This window comes from Lichenibacterium minor, from assembly GCF_004137685.1.
Taxonomy (GTDB): Bacteria; Pseudomonadota; Alphaproteobacteria; order Rhizobiales; family Beijerinckiaceae; genus Lichenihabitans; species Lichenihabitans minor.
In genome coordinates this window covers 71292-87268 of sequence record NZ_QYBB01000023.1, presented here as the reverse complement: position 1 = coordinate 87268, position 15977 = coordinate 71292, and the positions used below count along the sequence as shown (strand labels likewise).

General features: G+C 70.9%; 12 protein-coding genes. 5 read left to right on the top strand and 7 right to left on the bottom strand.

The genetic code is table 11. From position 1 onward, the window contains the following. Positions 1–517: 517 nt before the first annotated feature. The 3 genes from D3273_RS18220 to D3273_RS18210 are packed head-to-tail and all read right to left on the bottom strand — an operon-like array spanning position 518 to position 4460. A complete protein-coding gene (locus D3273_RS18220) occupies positions 518–2773 on the bottom strand; it encodes a xanthine dehydrogenase family protein molybdopterin-binding subunit (RefSeq protein WP_129228325.1) in 2256 nt (751 codons plus the stop codon). A gap of 14 nt (positions 2774–2787) precedes the next feature. Beyond that, entirely contained in the window at positions 2788–3771 is a 984-nt protein-coding gene (locus D3273_RS18215; protein WP_129228314.1) for an FAD binding domain-containing protein, read from the bottom strand. After that, positions 3768–4460 carry a 2Fe-2S iron-sulfur cluster-binding protein gene (locus D3273_RS18210; RefSeq protein WP_165359554.1) on the bottom strand — a complete coding sequence of 231 codons (693 nt, stop codon included), beginning with the start codon at positions 4458–4460 and terminating at the stop codon, positions 3768–3770. The genes D3273_RS18215 and D3273_RS18210 overlap by 4 nt, the downstream gene beginning before the upstream one ends. Before the next feature lie 219 nt (positions 4461–4679). Here D3273_RS18210 and upp point away from each other — a divergent pair, with 219 nt between their 5' ends. Then, positions 4680–5309, top strand: coding sequence for a uracil phosphoribosyltransferase (upp, locus tag D3273_RS18205; RefSeq protein WP_129228312.1), 630 nt, complete (start codon positions 4680–4682; stop codon positions 5307–5309). Positions 5310–5311: 2 nt separating this feature from the next. After that, complete coding sequence (locus tag D3273_RS18200; protein ID WP_129228311.1) at positions 5312–6487, top strand: winged helix-turn-helix domain-containing protein; 1176 nt, start codon at positions 5312–5314, stop codon at positions 6485–6487. An 85-nt stretch (positions 6488–6572) separates the two neighbouring features. Here the strand turns inward: D3273_RS18200 and D3273_RS18195 are convergent, their stop codons facing one another. Together D3273_RS18195 and guaA are read right to left on the bottom strand one after the other, a co-directional pair. Further along, positions 6573–6824 carry a glycine zipper 2TM domain-containing protein gene (locus tag D3273_RS18195; protein ID WP_129228310.1) on the bottom strand — a complete coding sequence of 84 codons (252 nt, stop codon included), beginning with the start codon at positions 6822–6824 and terminating at the stop codon, positions 6573–6575. Positions 6825–6965: 141 nt separating this feature from the next. Continuing rightward, positions 6966–8570 (bottom strand): glutamine-hydrolyzing GMP synthase, encoded by a 1605-nt coding sequence (gene guaA / locus D3273_RS18190; protein ID WP_245501258.1) that lies wholly within the window; start codon positions 8568–8570, stop codon positions 6966–6968. 246 nt (positions 8571–8816) lie between these two features. Between guaA and D3273_RS18185 the strand changes: the two genes are divergently transcribed. Together D3273_RS18185 and aat are read left to right on the top strand one after the other, a co-directional pair. Beyond that, complete coding sequence (locus D3273_RS18185) at positions 8817–9020, top strand: hypothetical protein (protein WP_129228308.1); 204 nt, start codon at positions 8817–8819, stop codon at positions 9018–9020. Between the two features lie 154 nt (positions 9021–9174). After that, a complete protein-coding gene (gene aat / locus D3273_RS18180) occupies positions 9175–9846 on the top strand; it encodes a leucyl/phenylalanyl-tRNA--protein transferase (RefSeq protein ID WP_129228307.1) in 672 nt (223 codons plus the stop codon). 228 nt (positions 9847–10074) lie between these two features. Here aat and D3273_RS18175 read toward each other — a convergent pair whose 3' ends face one another. Beyond that, on the bottom strand, positions 10075–10758 hold the full coding sequence (locus D3273_RS18175) for a DUF2155 domain-containing protein (protein ID WP_428977788.1): 684 nt from the start codon (positions 10756–10758) through the stop codon (positions 10075–10077). A 107-nt stretch (positions 10759–10865) separates the two neighbouring features. Continuing rightward, entirely contained in the window at positions 10866–11309 is a 444-nt protein-coding gene (locus D3273_RS18170) for an NADH:ubiquinone oxidoreductase subunit NDUFA12 (RefSeq protein WP_245501257.1), read from the bottom strand. A gap of 515 nt (positions 11310–11824) precedes the next feature. Here D3273_RS18170 and D3273_RS18165 point away from each other — a divergent pair. Beyond that, positions 11825–15547, top strand: coding sequence for a vitamin B12-dependent ribonucleotide reductase (locus D3273_RS18165; protein ID WP_129228305.1), 3723 nt, complete (start codon positions 11825–11827; stop codon positions 15545–15547). The last annotated feature ends 430 nt before the right edge of the window (positions 15548–15977 follow it).

The following is a 15977-nucleotide window of genomic DNA, read 5'->3' as shown; positions in this document are numbered from 1 at the left end:
CCGTCCACGTTTCTCTTTCTTCCGATGAAATTGTCAAACAGCGGCGGGCACGCCCGAAGGCCACCCCAAACGTCAAGCCCAGCGCATGAACGCCGGACGAGGGAGACGACGACACGCCCGGCAAACCCTGCCGGGACATGAACTCCTGAGCTAAACTCGGAAGCGTCGAAACCCGCGGGCCGCTCATCAGCAGCGCCGCCGTCGATGAACGCTGTATAGATCACCCCACGGAGACCCGTCAACGCCGAAATTCACAAAACCGCATAAATCCGCGCCCGCACCGTCCCACGCCGCCCAGGGCCTCCGCAGCCCCCGGCAGACAGCAGGGAATCGGTCCACCTCCCCTGCCCTGCCCCGATCGCCCTGCCCCGCGACGCGACGCGGCGACGGCCGCCGGCCCGGAACGAGAAAAGGCGCCGCTCGTCGAGCGACGCCCTCATGGCCGTCCGGCCGGTCGCGACCCGACGGGGCCGCTCGCCCCCGAAGCCGGGACAGGCGACGAGCCGGGATCGGTCGATCAGCCGCCCTGCACCGCGGACGGCACGGCGCTGCGGCGCTCGGCGTGCTCGCGGGCTTCGAAGCCGGCCAGCACCTTGTCGAGCGTCAGCGGATAATCGCGGATCCGCACGCCCGTCGCGTTGTAGACCGCGTTGGCCACCGCGGCCCCTGCCCCGCAGATGCCGAGCTCACCGATGCCCTTGCTCTTCAGCGGGTTCGACTTGTCGTCGAGCTCGGGGAGGAACACGGCATCGATGGCCGTGATGTCGGCATGCACCGGGACATGGTACTCGGCGAGGTTGTGGTTCACGAACATGCCGAAGCGCGGGTCGAGTTCCATGGCCTCCATCAGCGCCGCGCCGACGCCGAACACCATGCCACCGATGGCCTGGGATCGCGCCGTCTTGGCGTTGAGGATGCGACCCGCGGTGAAGACGCCGAGCATCCGCCGCAAGCGGATCTCGCCCGTATCCGCGTCGACTCCCACTTCGGCGAAATGCGCCCCGTAGCTCTGCTGGGAGAACATCTTGTGCATGTCGCCCGGCTCGATGCCGCCCGTCGCCTCGATCCCGCCGGGTCCGGCGAGGCTCGCCAGCGTCACGGACCGGTTGCCCTGCGTCACGCGGCCGTCCTTGAACACGACGCCATCGCCCGACATGCCGGCCGACAGCATGAGCTTCTGGCGCATCGTCATGCAGGCGTCGTAGAGCGCGGAGCCGGAGCTGCCGGCACCGAAGGACCCACCCGACCCCGACGAGGGCGGGAAATCGGTGTCGCCCAGTTCCGTGCGGACCATGTCCGGAGGCAGGCCCAGCAGTTCGGCCGCGATCTGGGTCAGGATCGTGTAGGTGCCCGTGCCGATGTCCGTCATGGCGGCGCGTGTCGTCGCGACACCGTCCGGGCCGATGCGCACCCAGGCCTTGGCGGGCTGGAGCGGGTTGCCGCGGCTCGCGGCCGCGACCCCCAGGCCCACGAGCCAGTTGCCATCCCGGACCAAGCCCGGCGCGGCCTTGCGCTTGTTCCAGCCGAACATCTCGGCGCCCTTGCGCAGGCAGGGCACCATCGCGCGGGTCGAGTAAGGGACGTGCTTCGTCGGGTCCTCGGTGGCGTCGTTGACCGCGCGCAGCTCGATCGGATCCATGTCGAGCTTCTCGGCGAGCTCGTCCATGGCGCATTCGATCGCCAACATGCCGACGGCCTCGCCGGGCGCCCGCATGGCGGAAGCCACGGGGACGTCGAGCGCCGCCAAGCGATGCTCGGTCATGATGTTGGGGGTGGCGTAGAGCGAACGCGTCACCTCGGCGGCGGCCTCGAAGTTCTCTTCCCCAGGCTGGTTGCCGGACCAGGACTGATGGGCCACCGACACGAGCTTGCCGTCCGGCGTGGCGCCGAGCCGGATGCGCTGGATCGTGTCCGACCGGTGGAAGGTGGAATGGAAGACCTGCTGGCGGGTGAGGGCGAGCTTGACGGGGCGATCCACGACCTTCGACGCCAACGCCGCCAGCACGGCGTCCGGGTGCGGCGTCAGCTTGGCACCGAAGCCGCCGCCGACGTAGCGGCTGACGATGCGGATGTTGTCCTTCGGCATGTTCAGCACCGAGGCCAGGATCGCCTGGCCGCGGTTCGGCATCTGGTTGGCGGTGAACAGGATCAGCTGGCCCCGGCGCCAATAGGCCAGCGTCGCATGCGGCTCCATCATGGCGTGGGTCTGCAGCGGCGTCGTGTACCGGACCTCGACCTTCACGGGCGCCGACGCGTAAGCGGCCTCGGCGTCGCCCGACGAGGTATCGGCGGGCGTGTTGCCGCGGCTCTTCGGCTCGAACGCCTTGCCGAGGTTGGCGGCGAGTTCGGTCGCGATCGGGTCCGGCGCATATCCGATCTCGACCGCGTAGGCGGCGGCCCGGGCCTGCTCGAAGGTTTCAGCCACCACGCAGGCCACCGCCTGGCCGTAATGGTCGATGCGGTCGGACACGAGCTCGGGGCTGACCTGCTGGCTTTCCTTGCCCTGCTTGGGCGCGTTGCGATACGTCAGCACCGCGACCACGCCCGGCATCTTCTCGGCCACGGCGGTGTCGAGGGTCGCGATGCGGCCCTTGGCGATGGCGGAAGGCACGAGGTAGCCGTAGGCGATCCCGTCCGGCTCCTTGTACTCGTAGGCGTAGGTGGCGGTGCCTGTGACCTTCGGCGGCCCGTCGACGCGGTCGAGCGGCTTGCCGACGATGCCGTCCTGGATCGTGTCGAGGGGCGTGACCCCGATGGGATGCGTCATGTCGATCATGGGGAACCCCTTCAGGCCTTGGTGACGTCGGCCACGACGGACCGCAGCGTGCGGCGCGTCAGCGGGATCTTGAAGTCGTTGGAGCCGAAGCCCCGCGCGCCGCGGAGCACCTCGTCGGCCGCGGTCTCGACCGCCGCCGCGCCGCCGCCGTCGACCAGCGCCGCTTCCGCCTCGGGAACGCGCCAGGGCTTCAGCGCCAGGCCGCCGAAAGCCAGGCGCGCCTGCCTGATCCGCCCGCCCGGGTCGGCGTGGACGATGGCCGCCACGGACACGAGCGCGAAGGCGTAGGAGGCGCGGTCGCGGACCTTGCGGTAGATCTGCGTCCCGCCGACGGGCTTCGGCAGCGTCACGGCCGTGATCAGCTCGCCGGGCTTCAGCACGGTTTCGATCTCGGGCGTCGAGCCCGGGAGGCGATGGAAATCCTCCATCGGGATCGCGCGGGTGCCGCCGTCCGCCTGCAGAGTCTCGACCTTGGCGTCGAGCGCCCGCATGGCCACGCACATGTCCGACGGGTTGGTGGCGATGCAGTGGTCGGACGCGCCCACGATGGCATGGATGCGGTTGAAACCGCCGATCGCCGAGCAGCCGGAGCCGGGCTCGCGCTTGTTGCAGGGTTTGGTGACGTCGTAGAAATAATAACAGCGGGTGCGCTGCAGGAGGTTGCCCGCCGTGGTGGCCTTGTTGCGCAGTTGCCCCGTGGCGCCCGACAGCAGCGCGCGGCTCAGCACGGCGTAGTCGCGGCGCACGCGCATGTCGGCGGCGAGGTCGCTGTTGCGCACCGAAGCTCCGATGCGCAGGCCGCCATCGGCCGTGTCCTCGATCTTGTCGAGGCCGAGGCGATTGACGTCGACGACGTGGGTGGGCGTCTCGACTTCGAGCTTGGCCAGGTCGAGCAGGTTGGTGCCGCCGCCGATGAACTTGGCGCCCGGCCTGTTCGCCACCGCCGAAGCGGCCTCGCCCGGGCTCGCGGCCCGCTGGAACGTGAACTCCTTCACAGCGAGATCTCCCCGTCCGGATCGACGCCGCCGCCATCCTTGATGGCCGCGACGATGTTGGGATAGGCGGCGCAGCGGCAGATGTTGCCGCTCATCCGCTCCCGGATCTCCGCATCCGTCAGCCGGGGCGAGGCCGTGAGGTCGGCCGACACGAAGGACGGCGCGCCGCTCTTCGCTTCCGCCAGCATGCCGGCCGACGAGCAGATCTGACCCGACGTGCAGTAGCCGCACTGGTAGCCGTCGTGGTGGACGAAGGCGGCTTGGATCGGGTGGAGGTCGTGGCCGCCGGCGGCGTTGGGCACGGCGAAGCCCTCGATGGTCTTGACCTGGTCGCCCTCGTGCATGGCGGCGAGCGACAGGCACGAATTGATGCGCCGGCCGTCGACCAGCACCGTGCAGGCGCCGCATTGGCCGTGGTCGCAGCCCTTCTTCGAGCCCGTGAGCCCGATGTGCTCGCGCAGCGCGTCGAGCAGCGTCGTGCGGGGATCGAGGTTGAGCGCGTGGTCCTTGCCGTTGACCGTGAGGGTCACGGGAATGCGCACCGACAGGTTCGGGTCGCGGGCGCCGGGCAGCGGCGGCGCTTCAGCGTGGGCCAGGTCCGGGGCGATGCTGCCCAGAACCGCGACCGCCGCGGTGCCTTCCAGCACGGTGCGGCGCGAAACCCGGAAGGGTCCGTGTTCTTCGTCCATGTCCATCCTTCCCGCGTGACGGCGGAAGCGCCGGATCCCGCGTGACGGCGGGCCGGATTGTGCACACAACGTCGCGACGTCGCCTTCGGGTTCGCGGGTGCGGCATATCACCTTGGAACGTGTCCAAGTTTTTAAGGCCGCCCGGCGCCTCAGACCGCCGGTTCCGAGGATCGGACGGGCGTGTTACGCGGGGCCGACACTCGAACCCGCGGGGCCGCCATGGACAACGTCACGATCGTCACCCACCCGCTGGTGCAGCACAAGCTGACGCTGATGCGCGACGCCGAGCGCTCCACGAAGGGGTTCCGGCAGCTGCTCAACGAGATCGGCATGCTGCTCTGCTACGAGGTGACGCGCGACCTGCCGGTGGAGATGGTCGAGATCCGCACGCCGCTGCAAGCCATGATGGCGCCGCGCATCTCCGGCAAGAAGCTGGTCTTCGCCCCCATCCTGCGGGCCGGCGTCGGCTTCCTCGACGGCATGCTCGACCTCGTGCCCTCGGCCCGCGTCGCCCATATCGGGCTCTACCGCGACCCGGAAACCCTGAAGGCCGTGGAATACTACTTCAAGGCGCCGGTCGACATCGACGATCGGCTGACGATCGTCATGGACCCGATGCTGGCCACGGCCAATTCCGCCATCGCGGCGATCGACCTGCTGAAGAAGCGCGGCGCCCGCGAGGTGCGCTTCGTGTGCCTCCTGGCAGCGCCCGAGGGCGTGGCGAAGCTGCGCGGCGCCCATCCGGACGTGTCGATCTGGACGGCCGCGGTCGACGAACGGCTGAACGACCACGGCTACATCGTGCCGGGCCTGGGCGACGCCGGCGACCGGATGTTCGGGACGAAGTGAGCGTGGGCTCGCTGTCGGCCGCCGAGGCTCGACGGGTCGCGCTGGCGGCGCAGGGGTTCGACCGCGCCCGGCCCGCGGGCGCCGTGACGGCGCGGGCGCTCGCCGGGACGGTGGGGCGGCTGCACCTCCACCAGGTCGACAGCGTCAACGTGCTGGTGCGGGCGCATTACCTCCCGGCCTTCTCGCGGCTGGGACCCTACGATCGCGCGCTGCTGGACGACGCGGCATGGGGGCACAGGCGCGGCCGACGGCTGTTCGAATATTGGGCGCACGAATGCTCGCTGCTGCCGCTCGCCCTCCAGCCCCTGTTGCGCTGGCGGATGGCGCGGGCCGACCGCGGGATCGGCTGCTATGGCCGGCTGAAGCCCTTCGCCGGCGAAGCGCGACCGGCCGCGATGGCGGTCCTGGAGCGCATCCGGGCCGCGGGGCCGATGTCGGCGGGCGACTTCGAGGCCGGGAAGGGCGCCGGCGGCTGGTGGGGCTGGGGCGAAACCAAAGGGGCGCTGGAATGGCTGTTCTGGGCCGGGCACCTCACCACCGCCACGCGGCGCGGCACGTTCGAGCGCGTCTACGACCTGCCCGAGCGGGTGCTGCCCCCTGCCCTTCTGGCGCTGCCGACGCCCGGCGAGGACGAGGCGCATCTCGCGCTGATCGAGCTTTCGGCGCGGGCGCTGGGCGTCGCGAGCGCGGGCGACCTGCGCGACTATTTCCGCCTCGGGCCCGAAGACGCGCGGAAAGCCATCGCGGCGCTGGTCGAGGAGGGCCGCCTCGCCGAGGTGGCCGTCGAGGGCTGGACGATGCCCGGCTATCTCCACGCCGAGGCACGCATGCCGCGGCGTGTGGCGGCGCGGGCGCTGCTGGCGCCCTTCGACCCGCTGGTGTGGGAACGGTCCCGCGCCGAGCGCCTGTTCGGGTTCCGCTATCGCCTCGAGATCTACGTTCCGGCCGAACTGCGCCGGCACGGCTATTACGTCCTGCCGTTCCTTTGCGGGGACCGGCTGGTGGCGCGGGTGGACCTCAAGGCCGACCGCGCGGCGGGGCGGCTGCTGGCGAAGGCCGTGCATTGGGAGCCGGACGCCCCGGCAGAAGCCCGGGACGCGCTGCGCGCGGAACTGGACGCGATGGCGGCTTGGCTGGGCCTGCCCGCCGGTCAGGGCGACGAGGCCGAACCCGTCTGAACCCCGCCCCGAACGGCCGCACCTGCACGGCGCGGCCGGACGTTTATCCTGGCGGGTGGCGATGCCCGCCCGCCCGGAGATCACCTCACTGGGCGACGCTGGGCGTCATCTGCTGCTGGCTGCGCTGCAGGGCGGCACGGCTCTTGTGGGTGCGGTAATAGTGGGACGCGCCGGAGCCGGCCGCGCAGCCGGCGGCGGCGCCGGCGATGCCGTGGTGGACGGCGTGGCCGGCGATCCCGCCGACGATGGCCCCGGTGATGCAGCCGCGTGCCTGGGCGGCGCCCGAAGCGGCGAAGACGGAAACGGCCAGAACGGCAGCGGTCATGATCCCACGCATGCGAACCTCCAAAGTGTCGGACGTCCGCTCAACGCCCGGGACCGCCCCGGGTTGCGACGGTCTCGCGCCCCGTCGCGGGACATGCCGCCGAACTCCGCCGTTCCGGCCCGGCGCGGCGCCGGGATGCCCGCACGGCCGGCGTCATTCCCATTCGATCGTGCCCGGCGGCTTCGAGGTCACGTCGTAGACGACGCGGTTGATGCCGCGCACCTCGTTGATGATGCGCGTCGCGGCGCGGCCGAGGAAGTTCATGTCGAAGGGGAAGAAGTCCGCCGTCATGCCGTCCGTCGACGTCACGGCGCGAAGGGCGCACACCTGGTCGTAGGTGCGCCCGTCGCCCATCACGCCGACGGTCCGCACGGGCAGCAGCACCGCGAAGGCCTGCCAGATGACGTCGTAGAGGCCGGCGCGGCGGATCTCGTCGAGGTAGATGCTGTCCGCCTGGCGCAGGATGTCGAGCTTGTCCCGCGTCACCTCGCCGGGGCAGCGGATGGCGAGGCCGGGACCCGGGAACGGGTGGCGGCCGACGAAGGCGGGCGGCAGCCCCAGCGTGCGGCCGAGCACCCGCACCTCGTCCTTGAACAGCGCGCGCAGTGGCTCGACGAGCTTCATGTTCATCCGCTCGGGCAGGCCACCGACGTTGTGGTGCGACTTGATCGTCACGGCCGGGCCGCCGGTGGCCGACACGCTCTCGATCACGTCCGGGTACAGTGTGCCCTGGGCGAGGAAGTCGGCGCCGCCGAGCTTCTTCGCTTCCGCGTCGAAGACGTCGATGAACAGCCCACCGATGATCTTGCGCTTCCGCTCGGGGTCGGTGACCCCCGCGAGGTGGCCGAGGAACATGTCCGACACGTCGGCGTGGACCAGGGGAATGTTGTAATGGTCGCGGAACAGGCCGACGACCTCCGCGGCCTCTCCCGCGCGCAGCAGGCCGTGGTCGACGAACACGCAGGTGAGCTGGTCGCCGATCGCTTCGTGGATCAGCACGGCCGCCACCGCCGAATCGACGCCGCCCGACAGGCCGCAGACCACGCGCGACGAGCCCACCTGTTCGCGGATGCGGGCGATCGCCTCCTCGCGGAAGGCCGCCATGGTCCAGTCCGCCTTCACGCCGGCGATGCGGAACAGGAAGTTCTCGATCAGCCGCGCGCCGTCCGGCGTGTGGACGACCTCGGGGTGGAACATCAGGCCGTAATAGTGCCGCGCCTCGTCGGCGATCACGGCATAGGGGGCGTTCTCGCTCGACGCCACGACGTGGAAGCCGTCGGGCAGCACCGTGATGCGGTCCCCGTGGCTCATCCACACGGGGTGGCGGGCGCCGGGCTCCCACAGGCCGTCGGTCAGGGGGCTCCGCGCCGACACTTCGACGTCGGCGCGCCCGAACTCGCGGTGGTGGCCGCCCTCCACGGTGCCGCCGAGCGCATGCGCCATGGCCTGCTGGCCGTAGCAGATGCCGAGCACGGGGAGCCGCGACGCGAAGATCGCCGGCGCCGCCCTGGGGCTGCCCTCGTCGGGGATCGAGGCCGGCCCGCCGGACAGGATGACGGCCTTCGGGGCGAGGGCGCCGAGCGCCGCCTCGGCCTTGTCGAAGGGCACGATCTCGCAATACACGCCGGCTTCGCGCACGCGCCGCGCGATGAGCTGCGTCACCTGTGAGCCGAAATCGACGATCAGCACCTTGTCGTGCGTCGACGCCTCGGGGGAAGCCGGCGCCCCCGGGGCGCCCGTCGCGGTTCGGTCGGTCATGCTCGGTCCCATCTCGGCCCCGTCCGGGGACGTCCTGCGGCGCACCTTCCGAGGGCGGGCATGCGCGCGGACGGTCGGCTGTTCGTGCCCGACGCTTACACGAGACGCGAAGCCCCCGGCAATCGAGCCCTCGCCCGCCGCCGGGCCGGAGGCGGTCAAGGTGAACGGAGATCAACACATCTTTCCTGAGCGCTTTGACCCTGCGGCAAGGCGGGGCGGCGTAGCGTCGGCGCAGAGGAGTTCGCCATGTCCGTCCTGCTTCGGCACCCCGCCACCGTGCCGGCCCTGTTTTCCCGCGCCGTCGACCCCGAGCCGCCGGCGGAGGGGCGCCGCGGCGCGGGCAACGCCCTCGCCCAGGTCACCGCTCTCCTGTGGGCCGCCGCCGTGCTGATCGAGGTCCCGCTGGTGAAGGCCGCCGCGGCGGCCGTGGGCCTGACCCTGCCGCAATGAGCCTCGTCTGACGCACGGCCTGCTCGGCGGACGGCACGTCCACGACGGTTTCGGAGGGCGCCCAGGCGCGAGCCGGAGATATCCACAGGTGCCGGGCGGGAGCGGGGCGCGGGATGCGCTTGCCCGGGGCGGCGGGGCGCGCCACCTTCGGACCATGGGACCCCAGCGACCGACCCCGACCATCACGCCGCAGATCCTGCTGCGCGCCTATTCCCTCGGGCTGTTCCCCATGGCGGAGGGGGCCGACGATCCGTCGCTGTTCTGGCTCGACCCCGAATTCCGCGGCATCTTCCCACTCGACGGCATGGTGGTGTCGAAGTCGCTCGCCAAGACGGTGCGCCGCGACCGCTTCGCCGTGGCGGTCGACCGCGACTTCGACGCCGTGATCGCCGCCTGCGCCGAGGCCACGGACGACCGGCCCGACACCTGGATCAACGGGCAGATCCGCACCCTGTACCGCCGCCTGTTCGACATGGGCCACGCCCACACGGTCGAGGCCTACGAGGGCGACGCCCTGGTGGGCGGTCTCTACGGGGTGGCGCTCGGCGGCGCCTTCTTCGGCGAATCCATGTTCCACCGCAGCACCGACGCGTCGAAGGTGTGCCTCCTCCACCTGGCGGCGCGGCTGCGCGACAGCGGCTATCACCTGCTCGACACGCAGTTCGTCACGCCGCATCTCGCCACGCTGGGCGCCGTCGAGGTGCCCCGCGCCCGCTACAAGAAGCGGCTCGCCGAAGCGGTGCGCCGCCCGGGGCGAAGCGAGGCCTGGGCCAAAACGCCCCTGCCCGGCGCCGCGGTGCTGAAGATGCTGGACGCCCGGGATTGAGATCGGGCGACGGACATGCCGACGCATGCCCGTCGCGTCGCACGAGCGGCGGCGCCTTCGCGCTTGCCGGCGGTCGGGGTCGTCCGCCGCCGATGGGCGCCGATACCGGCAGCGGCCCGACCGGATCCGCCTCCCCTTCCACTCCCGAGTCGAGCGCCGGGCGCCCGTGGCGTCCTTCGACGGGCTTGGCGAATGGGACCTTCCCCCGCGGGACGGCCGCGGCCGGTATCAGTTCCCGCCGTTGCCGCCGGCGGGATCGCGGGACGGGAGATCGGTTGGATATTGGCTGGTCGGGAAGAAGCGCTGGCGCGGCTCCTGGCGCTGCACCGCGACGGCGTCGGGATCCGGGCGCGGCGCCGGCCGGGCGACGCGCTTCGGCCTCGGCTTCGGAGCCTCGGCCACCGGCGGCGGCGTGGGCGCCGGCGTGGCGCCGGCCGGGGTCGCGCCGGGGTCGGCCGGAGCGGTCGCGGCCGCGGCTCCCTCGGCGTCGGCCGTCTGCGGCGCATCGACGACCGTGTCGCCCGGCTGCTCGCAGTTGGTCAGCCAGATGTCGTAGATGGGATGTTCGAGCCCGTGCAGCCCGGGGCTCGCGGCGAACATCCAGCCCGAAAAGATGCGCTTCAATTCGTGGGTCGTCGACACCTCGTCGATCTCGACGAAGGTGTCGGTCAGCGGCGCTTCCTTGGCGGGGCGGGTGTAGCAGGCCCGCGCCGTGACCTGCAGCGAACCGAACTGCACGGTCTCGCCCATGGTGGCCTTGAAGGAGATGATCCGGCCGGTGATCTTGTCGAGGCCGGAGAACACGGCCGTACCGTTCTTGATCTTGTCGGCCCGGGCCGGGGCGGCGGCGGCGGCGGCCAGGGATGCCAGCGCCACTGCGGCCCCGAGGGAGATGATCCGTGAAGCCGCCAAGGTGCTCGCCCGCCTTCGATGGTGCCGCGAGGACGCGACGTTTCGCCCATGTCGCCCGCCGTTGCGGCGAAACGAGGGCTCCCGTGTCGGCCCGGCCGGATGCCGGACTAGCCCGGGGTCCAGGCGTCGTAGTCGCCGCCGGTGCGGGGGCGCGTGCCGTCCTTCAGCAGCGAGCCCGGCGGCCGATAGGCGGCGGGCGTGCCGGTCATGTTGGGGAGGTAGGGCTTCTCCCACGCGCGGGGCACGTAGGTCGACGCGGTGGGGGGCTCGTCGGTCTGGTGGTGGAGCCACCCGTACCAGCCGGGCGGCGTCGCCGAGCCCTCGCTTTCGCCGCGGTAGATCACCCAGCGGCGTTCGAAGCCGAGGGCCGGATCGATCTTGCCGCCGATGGTGCGGTAATAGGTGTTGCCGAACTCGTCGTAGCCGACCACCTCGCCGAAGCGGCTCGTCCAAACGCGGGTGTTGATCGTCGCACCGGTCCACCACGTCGCGAAACGGAGGAAGCGCGTCTTCCAGGTGATGCGCTCTTCGGGCGGGGCCGGGTAGGACAAGGGGCTGCTCGCTGTCGGGTTCGCTGGGCTCCGGCATAGGATGCGAAGGCCCCGGAGGCAAGGCGCGGGGTGGCGCAGGCTGCGGCGGGCGGTCGCGCGGAGCCGGCGCCCCGGCATGGTTTACGCGATTTTAAAGGCCCCGCCCGATAGTCGCCTGAGACGGGTGGAACCACCCGCCGAAGAGTCCCGCCGACGCATGACGGCATGGCTTTCGAGTCTCGGCGCCAGTACAGCGGCGCGCGAATCGACCTGTGGATGATTCGCGATTCGCAATCGCGCCACATCGACTCGCACGAGACTCGGCCTATCCTGCAGTTTCGTCGATCGCAAGACCGCGGTCGACACCTATATTCATCGTCGACCGGTTCGCGACTCGTCGGGACGGGTCGACGGGCCGGGAGCTGCGTCGTGCGAGCGGCGGACGCCCCGATTGGTCCAGGCCTCGGCGACGGGGTAGAAGAAGCCTATGAGCCGGCACGTGCGAGCGCCGTCGGCCAGACACGGGATGCCGTCCTATGCGTATCGAGCGTCGCTACACCCAGGCCGTGGGCCTCCCCTACGCGGAGATCCCCTTCCGCTCGGCCCGCAGCGAGATCCGCAACCCGGACGGCTCGGTGGTGTTCGCGCTCGAGAACTTCGACGTGCCCGCGGCCTGGTCGCAGGTGGCGGCGGACGTGCTGGCCCAGAAGTACTTCCGCAAGGCCGGCGTGCCGGCGCGGCTGAAGCGCGTCGAGGAGAACGACGTGCCGTCGTTCCTGTGGCGCTCGGTGCCCGACGCCGCCGCGATGGCCGCTCTGCCCGAGGGCGAGCGCTTCGGCCCCGAAACCTCCGCCAAGCAGGTGTTCGACCGCCTCGTCGGGACCTGGACCTACTGGGCCTGGAAGGGCGGCTACTTCACCGCGGAGGAGGACGCGCACAGCTTCCACGACGAGCTGCGCTTCATGCTGGCGAAGCAGATGGCGGCGCCCAACTCCCCGCAATGGTTCAACACCGGCCTCCATTGGGCCTACGGCATCGACGGCCCCGGCCAGGGCCATTCCTACGTCGACTACCGCACGGGCGAGCTCGTCCGCTCCACCTCGGCCTACGAGCACCCGCAGCCGCACGCCTGCTTCATCCAATCGGTGGGCGACGACCTCGTCAACGAGGGCGGCATCATGGACCTTTGGGTGCGCGAAGCGCGCCTGTTCAAATACGGCTCCGGCACCGGCACCAACTTTTCCCGCCTGCGCGGCGAGAAGGAGCGCCTGAGCGGGGGCGGCAAATCCTCCGGCCTGATGAGCTTCCTGAAGATCGGCGACCGCGCCGCCGGCGCCATCAAGTCGGGCGGCACCACGCGCCGCGCCGCCAAGATGGTCGTGGTCGACGCCGACCATCCGGACGTGGAAACCTACATCGACTGGAAGGTGAAGGAGGAGGAGAAGGTCGCCGCCCTGGTGACCGGGTCCAAGCTGACGCGCCGCCACCTGAAGGCGGTGATGCGCGCCTGCGTGAACTGCGAAGGGTCGGGCGACGACTGCTTCACCCCGGAGAAGAACCCGGCGCTGAAGCGCGAGATCAAGGCTGCCCGGCGGGCGCTGGTTTCCGACAACATGATCAAGCGCGTCCTGCAGCTCGCCAAGCAGGGCCACACGAGCGTCGACTTCGACGAGTTCACCACCGACTGGGATTCGGACGCCTACCTGACCGTGGCGGGCCAGAACTCCAACAATTCCGTGCGCGTCACGGACGCCTTCCTGCACGCCGTCGAGGCGGACGGCTCCTGGGACCTCGTGCGCCGCACGGACGGCAAGGTGGCCAAGACCCTGCAGGCCCGCGCCCTGTGGGACAAGATCGGCTACGCCGCCTGGGCCTCGGCCGATCCCGGCCTGCAGTTCCACACCACCATCAACGATTGGCACACCTGCCCGGCGTCGGGCCCGATCCGGGCGTCGAACCCGTGCTCGGAATACATGTTCCTCGACGACACGGCCTGCAACCTCGCGTCGCTGAACCTGCTGCAGTTCAAGGGCGAGGGCGCCGGCAAGCTCGACGTCGCCTCCTACGAGCATGCCGTGCGGCTGTGGACGCTGGTGCTCGAAACCTCCGTGCTGATGGCACAGTTCCCGTCGGAGGAGATCGCGCGCCTGTCCTACCGGTACAGGACGCTGGGCCTCGGCTTCGCCAACCTCGGCGGCTTCCTGATGTCGTCGGGCCTGCCCTACGATTCCGACGAGGGCCGCGCCATCTGCGGCGCCCTGTCGGCGCTGATGACCGGCGTGTGCTACGCGACCTCGGCCGAGATCGCGTCGGAGCGCGGGCCCTTCCCGGGCCACGCGCCCAACGCCGACGCCATGCTGCGGGTGATGCGCAATCACCGTCGCGCCGCCTACGGCGAGAGCGCCGGGTACGAGGCCCTGTCGGTGGCGCCCGTGCCGCTCGACCGCTCGCATACCCCCGACCCCGCCATGGTGGACGCGGCGCGCCGCGCCTGGGACCTCGCGATCGCGCTCGGCGAGAAGCACGGCTACCGCAACGCCCAGGTGTCGGTGGTGGCCCCCACGGGCACGATCGGCCTCGTGATGGACTGCGACACCACCGGGATCGAGCCCGACTTCGCGCTGGTGAAGTTCAAGAAGCTGGCCGGCGGCGGCTACTTCAAGGTGGTGAACCGCGCCGTGCCGGAAGCGCTGCGCGCCCTCGGCTACCGCGAAGCCGACATCGCCGAGATCGAGGTCTACGCGATCGGCCACGGCAACCTGCGCCAGGCGCCGGGCGTCACCACCGCCGCCCTGCGCGCCCGCGGCTTCACCGACGAGAAGCTCGACGCCCTCGACAAGGCGCTGGCCTCGGCCTTCGACATCAAGTTCGCCTTCAACAAGTGGACGCTCGGCTCCGACTTCCTGGTCGAGGCCCTGAAGGTGCCGGCCGATCGGCTGGACGATCCGGCCTTCGAGCTGCTGCCCTTCCTCGGCTTCACCAAGGCCGACATCGAGGCCGCCAACATCCACGTCTGCGGGGCGATGACGCTGGAAGGCGCGCCGCACCTGAAGCGCGAGCATTACGCGGTCTTCGACTGCGCCAACCCGTGCGGCCGCACCGGCAAGCGCTACCTGTCGGTGGAAAGCCACATCCGCATGATGGCGGCGTCGCAGCCCTTCATCTCGGGCGCGATCTCCAAGACCATCAACATGCCCAACGACGCCACCGTCGAGGAGTGCAAGGGCGCCTACATGCAGTCCTGGCGCCTGGGCCTCAAGGCCAACGCGCTGTACCGCGACGGCTCCAAGCTGTCGCAGCCGCTGAACTCGCAGCTCATCGCCGACGAGGACGAGGAGGACGCCGTCGAGGAGCTGCTGGCGGCCTCGATGCCGGCCCGCGCCGCCGAGGTGGCGGAGCGGATCGTCGAACGCGTGGTGGAGCGCGTCGAGCGCGACCGCGAACGCGAAAAGCTGCCGTCCCGCCGCAAGGGCTACACCCAGAAGGCCACCGTCGGCGGCCACAAGGTGTACCTGCGCACCGGCGAATACCCGGACGGGCGCCTCGGCGAGATCTTCGTCGACATGCACAAGGAGGGCGCCGCCTTCCGCTCGCTGATGAACAACTTCGCCATCGCGATCTCGCTGGGGCTCCAGTACGGCGTGCCGCTCGACGAATACGTGGACGCCTTCACCTTCACCCGCTTCGAGCCGCACGGCCCGGTGCAGGGCAACGACGCCATCAAGAACGCGACCTCGATTCTCGACTACGTGTTCCGCGAACTCGCCGTGTCCTACCTCGACCGGACGGACCTCGCCCACGTGGTGCCCGCCGACATCGGCTTCGACGTGCTGGGGTCCGGCGAGTCCGAAGGGCGCTCGGGCGGCGGCGAGGGGCGCTCGGCCCCGGTGGCGAGCCCGGTGTCGAAGGGTCTGGTGCGCTCCAAGCCGACCAACTTCATGCTGGTCGGCGGCGGGCGGACCGGCCCGGCGGCGGAGCCGCGCTCCGGCGCCGTCCCGGTCAAGGGCTACGGCGTCGAGGGCGCCACGGCGCTGAAACGCGACGCCGAGCAGGGCGTGGCGGGCGAGCTGACGGCGCTGGCCTGGAGCGAGCCGCAGGGCTTCGCCGCCGCCAAGGCCGCGGTGGCGGACAAGAAGGCGGAAGCCCGCATGAAGGGCTACGTCGGCGAAGCCTGCCCGGAATGTGCCAACTTCACCATGGTGCGCAACGGCACCTGCCTGAAGTGCGAGACCTGCGGGGCGACCACCGGGTGCTCGTGATCGGCTCGCGCCGGCCAGAAACGCAGAACCCCGCGCCACGCGCGGGGTTCTCGATCGGGATCGTGCGATCCGTGGGCCCGAGGCCGCCGCGGCGCCGAGGCACGCGTCACCATCGTCCGACGTGCTGCCCGCCATCGACGTCGATGGTTTCGTCGATGACGAGGCCGGCAGGCTCGAGGTAGAGCACCTCCTCGACGCCCCCTTCCACCTCGCCCGTGCGGCCCGTCGGGTGCCTAGCCCGCCGCGACGTCGCGCACCGCGGACGCGGTCGCTCTCGACGACGCGGCGGAGGTCGTCGACCGAGTCGTCGGTCCCCGCCACGATGCAACGCGGGTTGGCTACCACGGCGTAGCCCTGGCTCCGGACCCCTTCGACGGCGCCGGCACCGATGCCCTGCGACGCGCCGATGCCGCTCCGAACGGAGGCGTGG